Annotated in this window: 19 protein-coding genes and 1 riboswitch; of the genes, 8 read left to right on the plus strand and 11 right to left on the minus strand. The window is 32.9% G+C overall.

Features of this window, described 5'->3' with window-relative positions; genetic code table 11:
- Positions 1-51: 51 nt before the first annotated feature.
- Entirely contained in the window at positions 52-3,255 is a 3,204-nt protein-coding gene (locus tag M2373_RS00390; protein WP_259106330.1) for a KAP family NTPase, read from the minus strand.
- Positions 3,256-3,401: 146 nt separating this feature from the next.
- On the minus strand, positions 3,402-5,717 hold the full coding sequence (gene metE / locus M2373_RS00395) for a 5-methyltetrahydropteroyltriglutamate--homocysteine S-methyltransferase (protein ID WP_259106331.1): 2,316 nt from the start codon (positions 5,715-5,717) through the stop codon (positions 3,402-3,404).
- A gap of 402 nt (positions 5,718-6,119) precedes the next feature.
- Positions 6,120-6,303, minus strand: a riboswitch (cobalamin riboswitch).
- Between the two features lie 154 nt (positions 6,304-6,457).
- Here metE and M2373_RS00400 point away from each other — a divergent pair.
- Entirely contained in the window at positions 6,458-6,919 is a 462-nt protein-coding gene (locus M2373_RS00400; protein WP_259106332.1) for an Lrp/AsnC family transcriptional regulator, read from the plus strand.
- Between the two features lie 23 nt (positions 6,920-6,942).
- Here M2373_RS00400 and M2373_RS00405 read toward each other — a convergent pair whose 3' ends face one another.
- The 9 genes from M2373_RS00405 to M2373_RS00445 form a co-directional block, all read right to left on the minus strand.
- Entirely contained in the window at positions 6,943-7,326 is a 384-nt protein-coding gene (locus M2373_RS00405) for a VOC family protein (RefSeq protein ID WP_259106333.1), read from the minus strand.
- A gap of 169 nt (positions 7,327-7,495) precedes the next feature.
- The gene (locus tag M2373_RS00410; protein WP_259106334.1) at positions 7,496-8,260 is read right to left on the minus strand and encodes a hypothetical protein; all 765 of its coding nucleotides are present in this window, start codon (positions 8,258-8,260) and stop codon (positions 7,496-7,498) included.
- Between the two features lie 5 nt (positions 8,261-8,265).
- On the minus strand, positions 8,266-8,811 hold the full coding sequence (locus M2373_RS00415; protein WP_259106335.1) for a hypothetical protein: 546 nt from the start codon (positions 8,809-8,811) through the stop codon (positions 8,266-8,268).
- 49 nt (positions 8,812-8,860) lie between these two features.
- The gene (locus M2373_RS00420; RefSeq protein ID WP_259106336.1) at positions 8,861-9,442 is read right to left on the minus strand and encodes a hypothetical protein; all 582 of its coding nucleotides are present in this window, start codon (positions 9,440-9,442) and stop codon (positions 8,861-8,863) included.
- 27 nt (positions 9,443-9,469) lie between these two features.
- Positions 9,470-10,051 (minus strand): GDP-mannose pyrophosphatase NudK, encoded by a 582-nt coding sequence (gene nudK / locus M2373_RS00425; protein ID WP_259106337.1) that lies wholly within the window; start codon positions 10,049-10,051, stop codon positions 9,470-9,472.
- A gap of 29 nt (positions 10,052-10,080) precedes the next feature.
- Entirely contained in the window at positions 10,081-10,986 is a 906-nt protein-coding gene (locus tag M2373_RS00430; protein ID WP_259106338.1) for a TIGR01777 family oxidoreductase, read from the minus strand.
- 26 nt (positions 10,987-11,012) lie between these two features.
- Positions 11,013-11,357, minus strand: a complete 345-nt coding sequence (locus M2373_RS00435) for a hypothetical protein (protein ID WP_259106340.1) — start codon at positions 11,355-11,357, stop codon at positions 11,013-11,015.
- A 4-nt stretch (positions 11,358-11,361) separates the two neighbouring features.
- A complete protein-coding gene (locus tag M2373_RS00440; RefSeq protein ID WP_259106342.1) occupies positions 11,362-11,958 on the minus strand; it encodes an HPP family protein in 597 nt (198 codons plus the stop codon).
- The gene (locus M2373_RS00445) at positions 11,959-12,861 is read right to left on the minus strand and encodes an arginase family protein (protein WP_259106345.1); all 903 of its coding nucleotides are present in this window, start codon (positions 12,859-12,861) and stop codon (positions 11,959-11,961) included.
- Positions 12,862-13,109: 248 nt separating this feature from the next.
- On the opposite strand from M2373_RS00445, the gene M2373_RS00450 reads away from it, so the two are divergent.
- The 7 genes from M2373_RS00450 (at position 13,110) to M2373_RS00480 (ending at position 19,279) form a co-directional block, all read left to right on the plus strand.
- On the plus strand, positions 13,110-13,442 hold the full coding sequence (locus tag M2373_RS00450) for a single-stranded DNA-binding protein (RefSeq protein ID WP_259106346.1): 333 nt from the start codon (positions 13,110-13,112) through the stop codon (positions 13,440-13,442).
- A gap of 14 nt (positions 13,443-13,456) precedes the next feature.
- Positions 13,457-13,915: an HRDC domain-containing protein gene (locus tag M2373_RS00455; protein ID WP_259106347.1), complete on the plus strand. Its 459-nt coding sequence runs from the start codon at positions 13,457-13,459 to the stop codon at positions 13,913-13,915.
- Between the two features lie 189 nt (positions 13,916-14,104).
- On the plus strand, positions 14,105-15,457 hold the full coding sequence (hisS, locus tag M2373_RS00460; protein WP_259106348.1) for a histidine--tRNA ligase: 1,353 nt from the start codon (positions 14,105-14,107) through the stop codon (positions 15,455-15,457).
- Positions 15,458-16,108: a GNAT family N-acetyltransferase gene (locus M2373_RS00465; RefSeq protein ID WP_259106349.1), complete on the plus strand. Its 651-nt coding sequence runs from the start codon at positions 15,458-15,460 to the stop codon at positions 16,106-16,108.
- Positions 16,109-16,210: 102 nt separating this feature from the next.
- Complete coding sequence (locus tag M2373_RS00470; protein WP_259106350.1) at positions 16,211-17,353, plus strand: PH domain-containing protein; 1,143 nt, start codon at positions 16,211-16,213, stop codon at positions 17,351-17,353.
- Between the two features lie 113 nt (positions 17,354-17,466).
- Positions 17,467-18,429 (plus strand): PH domain-containing protein, encoded by a 963-nt coding sequence (locus M2373_RS00475; RefSeq protein WP_259106351.1) that lies wholly within the window; start codon positions 17,467-17,469, stop codon positions 18,427-18,429.
- A 19-nt stretch (positions 18,430-18,448) separates the two neighbouring features.
- A complete protein-coding gene (locus M2373_RS00480) occupies positions 18,449-19,279 on the plus strand; it encodes an SHOCT domain-containing protein (protein WP_259106352.1) in 831 nt (276 codons plus the stop codon).
- The last annotated feature ends 5 nt before the right edge of the window (positions 19,280-19,284 follow it).

Consider the following 19,284-nt stretch of genomic DNA (forward strand, 5'->3'; position numbering starts at 1 on the left):
AGGTTTTATTTTTGAAAATCGTAAGTTTTTGATTGTTAATTTGTTTTGTTTTTAAATTTGTGAGAATGTAAATCTTCTTATAAACATGTTATGATCTTTAAACATTTTTGTATTCATATTTAATAAGGTTTCATGAGTTCTATTTGTATTGAAAAGAATATTCTCTAGTTGATTTCTTAAACCTATTAAGTCAGTAGAATCCTGCTCAAGTTCAAAGTAATGTCTTATTTTTTCAAAACTATTATGTTCTTTGTTGATAAAGTTTTCAAAAGAAGGAACTAATTTTTTATATTTTCCAAGAGGTAACGCAATCAAAAATAGAATAGCAATTATTTCCTGATTTAAAGAATGATCCGAATAACCAAATTCCTCATGCGCTTTAATAACTCGGAATATATTTACAAACCGTTTAATGCATCGAGGATTATTTCCTATAATTTCAGACATATCTTGCATTAGTTGAATTTCGTTGTCTGCTAATATCAAACTTTCAGTCTCTGAAGCAGAACTACTATTAGTAATAATATCTGTTTTTGAAGTCTCAGTTGTCTCTATTTCAGTATAATCTACTTGTATTGAACTATTAGTTGCTCGAATATTTGTATCTGCTTTTAATGTGTAGTCGTTGTCATTTCTATTAATGTTTTCATTATTTTCGACAAAATTTTCACTTATTAATGACTTGACAGATGATGTATGTTGAGCAAGATTTTTAATCATATCTTTTACATTATTGGAATTAGCATCTTTTAAATGAAAAGGAATTTGAAATATTTTTTCTAAATAATTTGAAACCTCTAGAACTTCGATATGTTTCTTAGAATCTTTAAATTGAGAATTATATTTTTTATTTAATGCATTTTTAATCCATCGAGAATCAACACCAACAACCACAACAAAAAGAGGAAATGCCATTAACAGATTTACAGCTTCAAGAACTTGAACTACATTTTCTTCGGGACATCTATCTAGATCATCAATGTAAAGTATAATTCTTTCTAAAGGCTTTTTAAATTTACTTTTAAAATCATTATTAGAATTGTTTTGATCAATCTCTTTATGATGTCCAATAAATAAATCACTTAATATTTCAAAATCTTTTCTTATAATTGAAATTATACCTAGATGTTTTTGATAATCATTACTTTTTGATCTCTTGTCTATAAAAGAATATAAAGTTTCAGTAGCTAAGGCATTATTTATTCTGAATTCAATATCTGTTTTTTTTCTTTCTGCATTTTGAATCTGTTCAGAAATAATGAGAATTTTTGATTTATTTTCTTTTATTTCAAATATTAAAACTTGTTTTTCTTTTTCGTAATTAATAGTTACCTCTTCTACTTTTTTCTCATATTCTTCTTTAATATTCCAAAATGATGCGATAAGTGGTTTTAGATCTTTGTAAACATTTTCAGCTCTTTTCCATACAGCAGTTAGGGTGACAAAAAGAGACAGTGTAGCTTGGGGGATAATAAAGTTTGTTTCTTTAATTCTGCCTGTAAGCCAATCTAAAAAAAGAGGAAATAAAATTATTATTGTAAGAATGCCAAAAAGCCAAACTAAATTTAAAACAATTTTATCTTTTTTAAAAAATTCTTTGAAAAATGTATATCTTGATTTAGCTATTTCGTAGACTTTTTTTGGATCATTTAAATATTCTTCTGGAATATTTTTTTCAATATCATCTTTAATTCTTGAAAATGATGGATTGCTATTTAGTTCTTTTAATATTCTTTCTTTGGCGTTAAATTCTTTATTTAAATTTTGTATTACATTCCAAATAGTTTCTTTTTTTATTTGTGATATTTTTTTTGATAAATCTTCTTGAATTTTTTTTCTTTTTCTCTTTAATAAATCTATTTCTTTTTTTACTATCTGTTTTTTATTATTGAGAACACCTATCTCTTCTTTTGTAATTGATAAATGAGATGTAAGTTCTTGTTCAATCATTTTTTTTTCACTTTCACCAAGAGTATTATCACTAATATAAATATTAAGTTCTTCAAAAATTCTTGTTACAATGCTCGCCCACAAATTAGAATCAATATATGACCAAGCATTGAAGTGGATTTGTACAATACCCTCACAATAAAAATTACTATTTTCGGATAAATCAATAATCCTATTTTTTAACTTTTTCATAAAAAAGCTTTTCCCGGAACCCCATTTACCAAATAAAGAAATGGCTAAAGGTGGCTCAAAATTCTTTGCTGCAATCACTTTAGAAAATGCATTTATATCTTTCTCAATTTCCAAATAATCAATACCGTCATCGGAGTCACTTATTAAACCGGCTATTTTTTCTTTTTGAAACGAAGAAAAAATACTTTTTGTAATATCAGGATTAATCTCATGAAATTCGGCTAAAAGTCTTCTTATACTGTTTTTAGATATTGCTTTGACAAAATATTTTGAATATAAAAAGTCTAGATTATCAATATTGATTGGCATTTGTATTTTTAACCAATCAATTTTATATGTATGTTGCTTCTTTTCTTTAATTACTCCAATTGATTTTATTCTGATAAGCTGTTCATTTTGAGCATTGATGTAAGCATTTTTTACAATTATTATATCATTTTTTTGGATTCTGGAAATAATAGTATATTCGCTACTATTAACAGGATAGTTTTCTCTTTGTAAGACATTCCTATTTAAAGTATGGTTATTATCATCAATACAATAAAAATTGCCGGAATAATTTTTTGTGAAATTAATTATATCTTGATTATAATTTCCTTTTTGTTGTTTATTATTTAATATTTCATTGAATAATTGAACTCCTTCCTGTGTACTGGGAATTGAGATAATGAATGTTGTATTGATTAAGAAATCTTCTTTCAATTTATTAATAACCTCAACTGTAATTCTATAACTTTCGTACAATGATAAACTACCAACACCTACCCCCATGAGAGGAATCCATAATTTCTTTCCAATAATTTCTTCATGATAAAAATTTATACTTTTTAATAAATTTCTTTTAAGATTATGAGATACATTTTCCCCATTTACTGTAACGACAAAAAGTATAGGTTTTAGATTGTTTTTTTTTATAATTGCTATTCCATTAGCTAAATCTTGCTGTTGTGGTAGATCAAATTCAGAGTAACCATATTCTTTCAACACATATGAGTTAAGTTGGCCTTCTGTACCTAAATCATTAATTGATGTTATAGCAATATCTCCTTTATTTGGAGAAGAATTAAGTTCTATTATATTATTTAAAGATATTTTCGGTAATTCTGTTTTCATGGTATCAGTTTTATAATCAAGCCTTAACAATAATTATTAAGCATCTATACGAAAATAGTAGAATTTATTTAATTTAACAACTTACATTATAAAAACCAGGAGCCCCTAAAGAGGCCCCCGAAAAAAATAAATATCAATAAATTAATTTAAAGCGTCTGTAAAGCAAACTCCTTACTCGCTTGTTTAGAAGCCTCCACCATCGCAATCAATGCCTTTTCTGTTTCATCCCAATGACGGGTTTTCAAGCCACAATCAGGATTTACCCAAAGTTGCTGTGCAGGAATTACGGCTTGTGCTTTTTTCAGCAATTCCACCATTTCTTCTTTGGAAGGAACTCTCGGTGAGTGAATATCGTAAACTCCCGGTCCAATCTCATTCGGATATTTGAAATCTGCAAAAGCATTCAGCAGTTCCATCTGGCTTCTTGAGCATTCAATCGTGATAACATCAGCATCCATATCGGCGATATTTTGAATGATGTCATTAAATTCAGAATAGCACATGTGCGTATGAATTTGCGTCGCATCTTCCACACCGCTTGCCGAAATTCTAAAGGCTTCAACCGCCCATTTCAGGTAATTCTGCCAGTCAGATTTTCTCAACGGAAGCCCTTCACGTATCGCCGGTTCATCAATTTGGATAATTCTGATTCCTGCTTTTTCCAAATCATTCACCTCATCACGAATCGCCAAAGCAATTTGTTTACAAGTCAATGAACGAGGCTGATCGTCACGCACAAAAGACCATTGGAGAATCGTCACAGGCCCCGTCAACATTCCTTTTACCCATTTTTGAGTCAAAGATTGTGCATATTCCGACCAGTAAACCGTCATTGGATTCGGTCTGTGAACATCTCCGAAAATCACCGGAGGTTTCACGCACCGGCTTCCATAACTCTGAACCCAACCGTTTTGTGTAAATGCAAATCCTGCCAATTGCTCCCCGAAATATTCCACCATATCATTTCGTTCAAATTCTCCGTGAACCAATACATCAATCCCGATTTCTTCCTGCCAACGAATCGTTCTTTCGGTTTCCTGTTTCAATAAAGTATCATATTGTTCAGCATTCAGTTCTCCTTTTTTGAATTTTGCACGCCAGTTTCTCACCTCTTTTGTCTGCGGAAACGAACCAATCGTCGTCGTTGGAAACAAAGGAAGTTGTAGAACATCTTGTTGCGTTTCTTTTCTGATATTGAATGGTGAATTTCTCTGTGCATCATCTTCAGTCGTCACATCAACACGGTTTTTTACGTCCTGATTATGAATTAAGGTTGAGGTTTTACGGTTTTCAACGGCTTTTTTATTTTCAGCTAATGCTTGTAACGCATGGTAATCCGGATTTTCTGAAGCTAATTTTTTTAAATTAACAATTTCATCCACTTTCTGTTTTGCAAAAGCCAACCATTGCTTGATTTCAGGAGATAAAATATCTTCGTTTTTCTCTGAATCAAGGTCGAAAGGCGAGTGCAGCAACGAACAAGACGGAGCAATGAAAATTCGTTCTGAACCAATCTTTTCAACAGCAGTTTTAATAATATTTAAAGACTTTTGAAAGTCATTTCGCCAGATATTTCTTCCGTCAACGATTCCCAATGAAAGGCTTAAATTTTCAGGGATTGTATTTAAAACTTCATCTAATTGCTCAGGACAACGAACCAAGTCGATATGCAAAACATCGATCGGAAGGGAAGCTGCCAATGAAAGATTGTCTTTTAATCCTTCAAAATAAGTCGCTACAATAAATTTAAGTTTAGGAAACTGTTTTCTGATTTCAGCATAAATAAACTGATAGGTTTCTTTTGCTTTTTCATTTAAATCTAACGCTAAAAAGGGCTCATCAAACTGAATGTATTCTGCACCGTGATTTTCCAGTTCTTTCAGGATTTGAATATACACCGGAAGTAAGTTTTGCGCTAAATCCAATTTGTCAAAACCTTCTTCTTTCTCTTTTCCTAATAATAAATACGTCAGCAAACCAATAATCACAGGTTTTGCATTAATTCCTGCCTGTTTTGCGCTGATGAATTCTTTAATAATTTTATTGGAAAATAATTTAAACTCCTGATTTTTCTGAAATTCAGGAACGATGTAGTGGTAATTGGTATCAAACCATTTTGTCATTTCCATTGCCGTGATATCTAAACCGTCTTTCTGGAAACCTCTTGCCATGGCAAAATAAACATCCAGTTCAGACTTTTTGAAAGCAATTTCCTGATAACGTTCCGGAATGGCTCCAACCGTTAAGGTCATATCTAGAACCTGATCGTAATACGAAAAATCATTACAGGGAATAAGACCTATTCCTGCTTCCTGCTGTAGTTTCCAGTTGTTTTGTGTGATCGCTTTGCCGACTTCCAATAATTCTTCTAACGTGATTTTGCCTGCCCAATATTGTTCGCTGGCTTTTTTAAGTTCTCTGTTGCTACCAATTCGCGGATAGCCTAGGATGTGTGTTTGCATTTCTTTTAAACTTTTTAAATTAAATTTCATGTTAAAAAGTTCTTCAGACACTTCGAAATGCTATCGAGGAAAAGAGTTTATGGAAAAGAGTAGATACAGTGAAGATGTGGTTTTTTCTTTAAATAAGAAAATTGGCTTAATATTTTTTTATTTTTTTGACGCAAAGTTTTAATTAAACTTTCTTTATCATTTAAGTGGGCAAAGAGAAATCAAAACATTGATTTTATGAAGCGTGAGTTTACCTTAAGCTTCATCAGCGATAAAATCGCAGTTCTTTGCTCCTTTAAAATAAGAAGTCTAAACAGAAAATCTTTGCGTTTAAAAAATAAAAAGTTAAAATTTTAAACCAAAATACCTTCAAAAGTATCATCTGTATGACCCAAAAACTCCAAACCGCGAGAGCATTGTCAATTCGGAACAGGCAGGTCTCCTGACTTGTAACAGCTTTGTCATCCTTCCCGTTTGCACAGTGGATCTACTTGGACAAAACCTTTGGTATATTACTTACAGTTGCGCGACAGCTCGTGATTTTCACACGATTCCCTATTAATTTACGGTATGTAAAACCTTTTCCGTTTGATGAAGTATGTTAAAGAACAAAATAGGATTCAAAGATATCGATTAAAGTAAATTGATTGGTTATAATTTAAATATTAAGGAAAATGTTTGGATTTATTTATCTTTAGAAGTGAATTATTCTGTAAATTTGAAAAACATAACTAAAAAAAGAATATTATTCTGTGGAGAGACTTGATGAAAAGGATTTGCAGCTGCTGAGAATCCTTCAAAAGAATGCAAAACTGACGGTAAAAGAACTGGCTAAAGAAGTAAATCTTTCAGCTTCACCTGTTTTTGAGCGGATGAAAAGACTGGAGCAGGAGGGATATATCAAACATTACGCTGCTGTTTTGGAAGCCGAAAAACTGAATCGCGGATTTACCGTTTTTTGCCAGGTCAAACTGAAAATTCACGACCGTTCTGTAGGAAATCAATTTGTGAATGATATTCTACAAATTGATGAAGTGGCGGAATGTTATAATATTTCCGGAGATTTTGATTTTTTACTGAAAGTTCAGGTAAGAGATATGAAACACTATCAGGATTTTGTGTTCAATAAGTTAGGTTCTGTAGATTCTATCGGAAGTACCCACAGCACTTTTGTGATGGCGGAAGTGAAGAATACGCATGGGGTAAGTATTTAGAATACTGAATGTCATTTATTTTTTTAATCAGAATAAGTACTCACCTCAATCAGATTCAGATCCGGATCTCTGAAATACACCGATTTTATTTTACCCAATGCTCCCGTCCTGTCAACAATTCCTTCGATGATCTCAATGTTTTTTTGTTTTAATTCTTCCAATACATCATGAATATCTGTGTTGGAAATAAAGCATAAATCAGCCGAACCTGAGGTTGGATATTCTGCTTTGGGTTCAAATTCGTTTCCTTTCTGGTGAAGATTTATTTTCTGATTTCCGAAAGTCAACGCTTTTCTGTTATCTCCAAAATTTACCACTTCAAAACCCAGAATCTGAGTGTAAAATGTTATGGTCTTTTCGATATCAGCTACCGTTAGAACGATATGATCGATGTTTTTGATTTGCATGATTTCTTTATTGATACAGCAAATTTCGGAAGAATTTTTAATTGAATAAAACGCTTTTTTTCGATACAAATGATCGGTTAGGGCGATTTACATTTTCTGCATTAGAGCTAATATGAATATAACCTTCAACCAAATCAGGATAAAAAATTATTCTAAAGTGTTGAATAAATTACAAAGGATCAAAAGGAATTATATTGTTTTTTGTCAATATAGTATTTAAAAAATCTGCATATTTATGAGCAAATTTTTCTTTTTCAGCTTTAGGTAAGGTAAAATATAAATCCATTCTTGCTTCTTTTATTTCGTAATCTTCATCTTCCTGTGCGGGCCTCTCGACTGTATCCAGATAATGAACATAGTGCCCGAATTCGTGTAAAAGAGTTCTGTAAAGCTGGGTATTTCTTGAAGGAATTGGGTTCAGTACTGTTGCAAAATTTCTCTTATTTTCAATGAAAATGTGCCCGTCATTTTTAAGTCTTTCAAACTCTTTCTGATCATCTATTTTTTGTTTTTTAGACCACACCAGTTTTTTATTTATATCGACGGCTTCTAAGATAATGGCAGGGAAATATTCGTTTTCGAATTCGTAACTATAAATGAGCCTTCCCCAAACTGATGATAATATTTCCTCTTTTCTTTTTGGCTGTCTTAAAATGATAAATTTTAAATCTCCGTAATCTTTTGAAGGAATTTGTTCAATGATTCTGACTATATCTTCAACGGAACAGGGATGCATAGAGCTGTCACGGGTTTCCTCAACGATAAATAAAAACTTATGGTTATTAATTGTTCGCCTCTCTTTTTTATAATTTTCAAGCCTTTCGTGGAAAGATTTTAAAGTATCGTAAGGCTTGGGAATTTTCAGTTTATTATTCTGACCAAAGCCTTGATTATCAGTTCCTATATTTCTGTTGCGCTTGATTGGGTTGTACATTTTTACTATTCAATATAATTAACATTTATGATGCCTTTTCTGAAGTTGATTCTTACAGTATCATTAGTATTAAAAAAGAAAACCGATTGTAAATTTTTTAAAATTCTGCTTCTGTTGATATTTTCCAGATCCTTTTCCGAATATATTGATTTGTTCCCATCATTAAGCCAGAATACTTTTTTATCTTCATGGTTTACAACAGAATAGATTTTTGTAATTTGTTCTTTTTCAGTTTTAGTATTTATATAGAGTAAAACATGATCAATCATCCTTTGTGTGGCTAAAAATAAAGAGAACCAGGTAATTACACCAAAAATTAAAATCTCTGAAATTTGAGATGATTTTATTCTTTTTATTTGTAATAAAAATGTGAAAACAACCATTATTGAAACAAAAATTACTTTATATATTAATGAGTTGTCTTTAAAGCTCCTGATATCATTTTCTAAATACTTTTCTCTTATAATAGGTTCTAATGTATAATGGTCGAGCGCAAAAATTGCAATAAGAATAATTACAATGATAATAGCTCCTTTGGGTATTCTGGACATGAATAAGTTTAAAAGTTTGGTTATTAGTTTTTATATGATGTAAAGATTATTAATCAAACTTTCGTTGTAATACAAAAGTCAGCTTGGCATTTTTTATAAAATCTTCCATCGATGTCTCTTTATTGGCTTCTTTATTGGTCAATTCGATTAAATACTGGATGGGTCCTGACAGTTTGTTGTCTTTGCAGATGAGATTAAAGGCTTTAACTTTTGGATCTGATTCCAGAAAGTTCAAATAATCGATATCATTTATTCTCATATTATTAACGTCAAAAGAAGCACGTGGATCTTTTTGGAGTTTTAAAAACCTTTTCTGTGTTCTGTCGGTGGTTTCATCAATGAATTTGTTCATCTGATAATCGGTAAGAAGCTGTGGATAGATCAGCCCTTCCTGCAAAATTAATTTTACAGTAGGATTGGTTTTATCATAAAAGATTATTTTATCATCAAACTGTACCAGATTATCCTTTACGATTATTTTACCTTCAAATTTTTTATAATTTTTCTTTTTGTAAGCATTTTTGTACTGTTCGGTTATGGCTTTGTTTTTTGCAGTAGAGGCTTCCTTTTTCTGGGCAAAAGCTCCGGCTGATAATAATAGGGAAAGGCTTAGTGAAAATAGCAGTTTCATAATATATGGATTTTAACGTGGTCGTTTTTACAAAATATTTTTAATTCGGATATACTGAAGAAGCATAATGGTTTTTGCATCTTTGATTTCTCCGTTGTCTATCATTTTTAAAGCCTCATCAAAAGAAAGTTCAAGTACTTCTATATTTTCACCTTCATCAGCGAGCCCGCCACCATCGGTAATTTTCATTTCTGCAGCATATTCAGCAATAAAAAAATGAAGAATCTCTGTCACAGATCCCGGCGACATATAAGCTTCAAAAATCTTTTCAACTTTCGATATTTTATAGCCGGTTTCTTCTTCGGTTTCTCTTTTGATGCATTCTTCAGGGTTGTCGTTGTCCAGCAGTCCGGCACAGGCTTCAATCAGCATTCCGTCAGCGTTTCCATTAATAAAAGTGGGCAATCTGAATTGCCTGGTCAGGATAATTTTATTTGTAGACGTATCATATAATAAAATAACGGCTCCGTTTCCTCTGTCATAGGCTTCTCTGCTTTGGGTTTCGATGGAACCGTCTTTTTTTGAGATATTAAAAGTTACTTTTTTTAAAGTGTACCAGTTATCGGATAAAATTTCAGTTTTTTCAATATTTACTTTTATATCTTGCATTATGTCGTATGTGTTATATCAATTTTTTATTATTTGTTGAGTAAATCCTCAAGAGCTGTTTTCAAATCGGGAAATTCAAACTGAAAACCTTCTTTCTGTATCTTCTCTGAAGACGCTCTGGAGCCTTCCAGTAAAGCATCTGCCAGCTCCCCAAAGATAAGTTTTAATACAAAACCTGGAACATTCGGCATAAATAAAGGTTTTTTTAAAACCTCTGCTATCTTTTTGGTTAGATTTTCATTGGTGGTATGCTGTGGAGAAGTTGCATTATAACTGCCTCGTATTTCAGTACTTTTTAATGCAAATTCATACATTGAGCAAATGTCTTTCAGATGAATCCATGGCATGTATTGTTTTCCGGTTCCTAAGGGTGAGCCGATATAATTTTTTATCGTTGGAACCATTTTTTTTAAAGCTCCGTCTTTTTCAGAAAGAACGACTGCTGTTCGCATTTTTACAACTCTTTCTGCTAGATTTTGTTCTTTAAATTCGTCGGCTGCTCTTTCCCAAAGAATAACGACTTCGCTTAAAAAATCATTTCCGGGAGGATCCTGCTCTGTGAAAATTTTCTCTGAAGTCAGTGTTCCGTAATAGTTGATTCCTGAGGCTGAAATAAAAGATTTTAATTTGATATTTTTCTTTTTTAAAGTATTCAGAAGCAATTTTGCAGACTCTACACGACTTGATATCAATTCTTTTTTTCTTTCGTCTGTCCAGCGTTTTTCAGAAATATTGGCACCAGCCAAATGAATGATGTGTGAAATGTCTTCAAAAGCAGACTCATCGATAGTCTGCTGATCTGTATTCCACTCATATTCGTTGATTTGTTTCTTTTTTCGGGTTAAAAGCCTGACTTCATATTCGTTGCTCAGCTTTTTTGACAGTTCTTTAGCAATCATACCGCTGGCACCCGTGATCAAAACAACTTCTTTCATACTGTTACATTTAAATTTACTATTATCTATGCCTGATTTCTGACGATCAGAATAAAGTCATCATCCAGAAGTTTATAACCGTAATCGTAAATAAATTTGTATTCCGAACCGTTTTTATAAACTTTTACGTTGGTGAAATAGTCAAAATCAAAACCCAAGCCATCCAGCTTAGATTTTGAAATTTTTGTTTTTCCGTCAATGTTGATATCTTTTAAAATCCTGTAATTCCTGCGAAGTTTGTTGTTGACATTTCGCATCAGATTATTAGAATCCTTATTCTGGTGGTTATTGTAGGTATTCCGACAGGCATCGTTACAGAACTTTTTATCGGACCTGCCGATGATTTTTTCGCCGCATTCTAAGCAATTCATAAATTTATTTTTTCATGTTGTGTTTATGTTTTTTCTGAAGCAGTCTTTTGAATCTGCTGTGGGTAGGATAGCTTCTGTTGGGGGTAATATTATTGAAAAATAAAGCAACCAGTAATAATATAATACACCCAGATAATACAGGAGAAAGCACATACCAATAACCAAGTTCAGGAATTTTCCCTGTTGAGCTCACTGCAATCAGAGCGGTAGCACCACCTGGTGGATGAAGCGTTTTTGTATACTGCATTAGTACAATGGAAAAAGCTACAGCTAATGGAGCAGCCAGCCAGATAATATCCGGAACGAGTTTGTAGACGGTAACGCCTACAATGGCTGAGATGACATGTCCGCCAATCAAATTTCGAGGTTGGGCCAACGGGCTTTGAATAGCTCCATAAATTAATACGCTGGATGCTCCAAAAGAACCGATCAGAAAGATGTTTTCTGTAGCCGACAATGTATGTGATTGTATGAAAGCAATAATTCCTATGCCAAAAAATGCTCCCAGAAATGACCAGAAATGTTCTTTGTAATCCACCAGTGTTTCTTTGTAAATTACATATTTTGAAACTCTGAAAGTTCTTTTGATTGTCTTCTTCATTTATTCTTCTTTATTTATTATTTGAATTAATTTATCTGTAAAAACTTGGGTATATTCACCATTTTCATCATAATCGGGATCTAAAATTGTAATTTCAATTCCAAAACATTTTTCGTGATGAATGAGAGGGTTTAAAATCTCATGTAAATCCTGATAATCTATACCGTCTTCCATTCGGCTGTCTACACAAGGCATGATTTTGTCCTGTAAAACATCTACATCGAAATGAATGAAAAAACCAGTCAGATTTTTATCTTCAACAAGATGAAGAAAGTCATGGGCTATTTTTCTGAAGCCGTGTTTCCTCGCCTGATATAAATCAAAATATGTGATCCGTGACTTTACAATTTGCTCTACATATTCCTCATCATCCGTTTCAGCATTGCCTATACAGAAAATATTTTCTTCTAAAAAATAGGGCTTAAGATAATCAATGTTGGTTAACTTTTCATGACCAAGTCCTGATACAATGGCGAGGTCCATTCCGGCTGCTCCGCCACTGGGTGAGAGTCGGGGAGGAATATAATCCGTATGTCCGTCAAGATAAAAAAGTCCAAAATTTCCAAGCTTCTTCAGGGCAATGGCATTTCCTATTAAAATGCTGCAGTCGCCACCCAGAATAATATTGAATATATTTTTATTAAAATGGCTGAGGATCAGTTCAGACTGTTTTTTTGCATATTCTATAATGAAATCAGTATTTTTAACTCCAGTCTCTGCATCGGGATTCATTGTATATTTGGGAGATTCCAGCCGGATTATATGAAAGGGATTAATTCTTTTATGAAAATGAAATTTTCTGAACCAGTCAGGGAGTTTTCTGACGCCGGGCTCAGCTTCATGCTCTTTTTTTATCAGGCCTAAATTAAAAGGAAACTCAAAAATATTAACACTTTTTTTCATAAAGAATACTTTATCAAAGATACGGAATTATCCATTTGCAAACGGCTGGAGATGATAATTAAATCTTGTAAAAATCATCTCGAATTTTGTATAAAATAAAACAGCATATCCGTTTTCAAATGACTACAAACGAATTTAAATAGTTTATAACCGACTCTGGTTTCCATATTCAACAATCTTTGCAACAGAGATTTGAGAAAAACAGTGAGCCTCTCTGATCTGAATATTAATCTTAAAATTTGAAAATTATGTCACTAAGAAACAAAGTAACATTAATAGGTTACACAGGGAAAGACGTTGAAACAGTAAATTTCGACAACGGAAGTTTAAAAGCAAGTGTGTCCTTGGCGACAAGCGATCATTACACCAATGCAAAAGGAGAGAAAATAGAAGAAACGCAATGGCACAATCTGGTGGCATTCGGAAAAGTAGCCGAAGTTTTTCAAAAGTATGTGTCAAAAGGAAAAGAAATCGCAATTGAAGGCAAATTAACTTACAGATCGTATGATGATAAAGACGGAGTAAAAAGATATATCACAGAAGTCAAAGTGGATGAAATTCTACTTTTAGGAAGTAAATAACGGCAAAAACACAAATGATGAAAGTAAAAGTTTTTAAAATCAGGCTGGCTGATGATTTTCTTCATAAAGATCAGCAGACCTTAGATGCTTTTTTAGAGTCAAAGGATATCCTAAAAGTAGAGACCGCTTTTGTGAATGATGACAATTATTGGTCAGTAGTTCTGTATTTTGAGGAATTAAAACCGGTTCAGCAGAATACCGTAAAAGATTCAAAAGCCATCAAATATTCTGCGGAAAATGATGCACTGAATTCCGATGAGGAGAAAATACTGGATGCATTGAAAGAATGGCGGTCTGAAAAAGCCAGACAGCAAAGCTTACCGACCTATTTTATTGCAACCAATAAAGAATTGATTTCTGTTGCAAAATATAAGCCCGCCAAAAAAGAAGAATTGCTGGATATTAAAGGTTTTGGAAAACACAAAATAGAAAATTATGGTGAAGAGATTTTAGAAATCCTGGAAAGTATTTGATTTAGTACGATTAAAAACACAAATGAACGAAGTAAAAATGAAAGCCGGAGAAGATTATTTCTCCGGTTTTTTATCTGAATGATTGTATAAAAGTTACACATAGTTGTACAACTTTTGTGCACAATAGTCTTTCCAAATCACTATTTTTGCATCTTTATCAAATATTAATCATCATTTATCAATTATAAAATGAAACCAGGTTTAGCAAAAGGAACGAGAGATTTTACAGCATTAGAAGTTTCAAGAAGAAGATTTATCATCAATACGCTGCAGAAAAATTTTGAATTATTCGGATTCCAGCCATTGGAAACACCGAGCTTTGAAAATCTTTCTACATTGACGGGTAAATACGGAGAAGAGGGAGATCGCTTGATTTTTAAGATATTAAATTCAGGAGATTATACTTCAAAAGTAAATCAGGAAGACTGGGAAAATAAAAGTCATCAGAAACTGACTTCCCAGATTTCGGATAAAGCTCTTCGCTATGACCTTACCGTACCTTTTGCAAGATTTGTGGCTATGAATCATAATCAACTGACTTTTCCTTTCAAAAGATATCAGATTCAGCCGGTCTGGAGAGCAGACCGTCCGCAGAAAGGAAGATTCAGAGAGTTTTACCAGTGTGATGCCGATGTGGTAGGAAGTGAGAGCCTGATTCAGGAAGTGGAATTAATCCAGTTGTATTTAAAATCTTTTGCAGACTTGCAGGTTTCAGTAACAATTCACCTTAACAACAGAAAAATTCTTTCAGGTCTGGCTGAATATGCAGGAATTACGGATAAACTAATTGATTTTACCGTAGCTCTTGATAAATTAGATAAAATCGGAAAAGAAGGTGTCGTAAAAGAATTGTTAGAAAGAGGCATTTCTCAGGAATCTATTGATAAGCTGGATTTCTTATTCACCCAATCGAATGATGCACTGGAAAATCTTCTTCAGTTAAAAGAAAAATTTGCAGGAAATGAAGTGGGATTGAAGGGAGTTGAAGAATTGGAATTTGTTTTAACACAATCGATCAATCTAGGCGTTAATATTCAGAATCTTGTGTTTGATATTACTTTGGCCAGAGGCTTAGATTATTATACAGGAGCTATTTTTGAGGTGAAAGCTGATGAAGTTCAGATGGGATCTATCGGCGGCGGCGGAAGATATGATAATCTTACGGAAGTTTTCGGAGTAAAAAACATTCCGGGAATCGGTATTTCTTTCGGATTGGACAGAATATATCTTGTCATAGAAGAACTGGGACTTTTCCCGGAGGAAGCAGCTTCAAAAGTAGACTATCTATTTGCCAATTTTGGTGGTGAAGAGACTCTTGAAGCTTTAAAATTAATCAAACAGTTAAGAGAAAAAGGTATTTCTGCCGAAATTTATCCTGAATCTGCGAAAATCGGAAAACAATTCACTTACGCAGAGAAGAAAGGAATTAAAAATCTTGTTTTCTTAGGCGAGGAAGAAATCAGAAACGGAAATGTAACGTATAAAGATCTTCAGGCAGGAGAACAGAAAACGGTTTCTTTGGAAGAATTCTTAGGAAATTAAATGCATAAAAAGGTCTCCATAGAAATTTTAGAAAAATGGCTTACGGGCTGGTCGTTATCAAGAGCATTGCCTTTGCCGACCAGCCATAAGACTGGTTTTAAGGTGAATGTCGGAGATGAGAAACAAAAAATGCGTTATGTTTTTTCAGAACCTGATGCATTTTTTTTGCATTTAGCAGAATCTATTGATGAACCATGGGTATTTTTAAAGGTCTGTACTTGTTTTGATGATTTTAAGGATAAAATTCCTGATCGATGGATACTTCAGCCGCAAGGTTATATGATGTCCTGTTTGGGGTTGATGAAAATTCCAGATACTGTCTGCTTGCCAAGAGGCTATACATTGGAATTTGAAAGCTACCCATCAGCTTTTGTTGCAAAAATTATGACGAAAACCGGCGAGCAAGCAGCTATTGGACGTGTTGTTATAGTTGATGATATTGCTATTTATGATCGGATTTTAACTGAAAAAGAGTACCAGAGAAAAGGTCTTGCTACATTTCTGATCAAGCAGCTTGAAAAAATAGCATTGTCAAAAAAAGTATTCAAAAATTTCTTAATAGCGACAGAAGAAGGAAAGATGCTTTATGAAGCATTAGGCTGGGAAGTGTATAGTTTTTATACCTCCATCGTAATTCCATCTAAAATTTGAGTATTCAGCTTGATTATTCATATTATTATGATTAAAATTGTATTATTAATCCTCGGATTGTTGATAAATATGATTTTTTAATTTTAATTTAAAAAAATATTAATGACTGAATATTGTAGTGTCTGTAAAGTACGTTTAGGCTTTGGAAATAAAGGTTTTTTTGGCGGTTATAAGCTTTTGGACGGATTTAAAATTTGTTCAAACTGCTATTCCTTGATTAACGAAATAGACAAAAATAAATACGTATTTCATTATACACTTGAGGAGGCCGAAAACATTTATGAGACCCATCAGCTTGAAAAATTAAAAGAGATCAATCCGCAGGTTTGGGAAATGAGAAGTCAGATCCGCAAAATGAATCCTCCATTGTATTCATTCGCGGATGCAGAAATGAATCAGCTTCCTAATGTTTTGCTGGATGATGAAAAGATCATTCATGCCGTTGAAGGATGCTATAATAATGATAAAAACGGGATCCTCTTTGCAACGAATAGTAGAATTATCTTTTTCAGAGTAGATCCACAGGGCAATTTTACTGAAATTATTCCTTATGAAGACCTGGATGCTATAAAATATCTTTCCAATGAAGAACTTATATCTATTACAACAAAAGAGAAAATAGTAGGTATTATAGATGTTGATAAATACTATGGATGGCAGTTTTGTGAAGAGGTTAACAGGTATCTTTCAAAACCTGTAGAGAAAAAACCTGAAAAAAATAAGCCGGATATGCAAAATATACAATATCAAGTAAGAAAAATAAATCCTGATCTTTCCTCATGGCTGGAAAAAGATATTGACAGACTTTCAGATATTTTAATGGACAATGAAAATATTGTTCATATTATCGATGGTCTTAATGAAGAAAAAACGGCTGTAATTTTACTTTCGACTGAGAAAAGATTTATTATAAAAGGAATCGGAATCGATTTTATTGAAGTGATTGATCACGAAAAGGTAAAATTATTGGAATACGTCCTGCCGGAAAAGAAAATTTCTATACATACGGATGAAAAGATTTTTAGTATTGATACCATTGATGAAGTTTTGGCTCCTCAATTTTGTGAAGTTCTAAATGCTCTGCTGTTTGGAAGTACGGTAGATAAAAACCAAGCGACAGGAAAAGAGGATGCTTCGACTTCCGTTTTTGAGCTTTTGGAGCAACTCGGAAAACTAAGAGATAATGGTATTCTGACAGAAGAAGAATTTACAGATCAAAAGAAAAAAATTCTTGATAGACTATAATAATTAAGGTCAGTCAAAGAAAAATCAAACGCAAATTCGTAATTTGGATTATTATTAACGGAACCTTCGTGCCGGTTGATATTAATTTAAAAAACTATTAAACATAAAATCAGATGAATACCATTTGTGCATTGTGCGGAACACCCTTAACGTCCATGGATACGCTTTTGGGAGAAAATAAACTGTCTGACGGCAGTATTTTATGCAATAAATGCTTCAATAAAGCAACAAATATTAATAAAGACCTTGTCAATACAATAGGAAACTTCAATCTTCCGGAAGTAAGAGGAATTATTCTTAGCGGGAAAGTTGATGACCTTGAGCCAACGATAGTCGCTCCAACACTTGAAACTCCAAAAATTGAAGTGCCGGTTACGACCTATTTTGATCCAAATAGTTTTCAGGATTATGATCAGCCGACAAGACTGGATGATATAAAAGATCAGATTGTAGCGTTAAATGCAAAACTCAGTATTTTCGTAGACAGTGAGGTGAAAGAATTGGTGAATGTGCTTGAGAATGGCGAAAAATTAATAGCCATTGCTGAAGGTAAATATTTACATAATAGTCTTGAAGGAATTGTTTTTTCTACTCAGAGAAGAGTCGTGTTTATCGATAAAAAATTCTTTGGAGGTGTTGATGAGAATGAATTTATGCATGATAAAATTGTTTCAGTAGAACACAATTCAAGTCTTTTGACTTCTTCTCTAAAAATAAATACGCCTGGTTTTACTGCAGAGTTTAAACTATATAATAAGAATGCTGCAAAAGCATTTTATGATGGCGTAAAAGGTTATATAGGACATTCTCAGAGGGATCAGCAACAATCCTTTCAGCAGGAAGCTCCAAAAAGTGTTGTGAACGATTATACCTATACTTCTCAAAAACAATCTTCTCCGCAGGATATATTTCAGCAGACTATTCCAAAACCTCAGCCAGCCTCTTCAAACGCAAGAAAAGAACCTGCTGAAGTTATTTTTGGACAATTGGAAAAATTGGGTAAACTAAGAGAGCTTGGGGTACTTACCGAGGCTGAGTTTGCAGAACAAAAAAAGAAATTGCTGGAAAGGCTGTAAAAGCTTTAAATTAAAAAACATGAATGAGTATTGCGCATTGTGCAGACTTGAACTCTCTTCAATGGATGTTTTGTTGGGAGAAAACAGACTGGCAGACAATGAAATTCTTTGTAACAAATGCCTTGAGAAAGTAAGCGAGATCAATCAGGAAGTATTAAACAATCTGAAAAGTTTCAGTCTGGATGATATGAAGAAAATATTATCCGGCGAATTTATTATCAAGAATAAAGAACAATCTTCAGAAACAGAGTCTGTAAATACTGAACCGCCAAAACTTTCGGAAGAAGAATATGACTTTCGGCTAGGACAGATCAAAAATGAAATAGCAGGACTTAATGCTGATCTGGGCATAACTACGAGAGGAGAAATCCGGGCACTTCCCAACATTCTTTTCAAAAATGAAAAAATAACAGATATTGTTGAAGCTCAGTTTATCAACGGCGGATGGTCCGGTGTTTTAATGATGACGGAGAGCAGGCTTATTTTTGTTGTAAAATATCTATTCAATGATTTAAACAAAGCCATTATCCCTATTACTGATATTAAGTTTGTAGAGGTAGATTTAACGATTAAATTAAACAGGTTAATCGTACATTTTAAGAATACGGATATTGCTGAATTCAGTATTTACAGTCCCGAGGTTACCAATAGATTTTGCAATAAACTGAATGCTGGTATAAAACCTAAAGGCATCGTTGCTGTAAAAAACGAAAACTATCAGCCTTTACCAAAAGAATCGGTTGACGATATTTTCAATAAACTGGAGAAGTTGGGAACACTTAGAGAAAATGGCATTTTAACGGAAGAAGAATTTACAGAACAGAAGAAAAAGCTGTTAGGAAAAATTTAATTAGA

The organism is Chryseobacterium sp. JUb7, from assembly GCF_024806495.1.
In the GTDB taxonomy this organism is placed as follows: domain Bacteria; phylum Bacteroidota; class Bacteroidia; order Flavobacteriales; family Weeksellaceae; genus Chryseobacterium.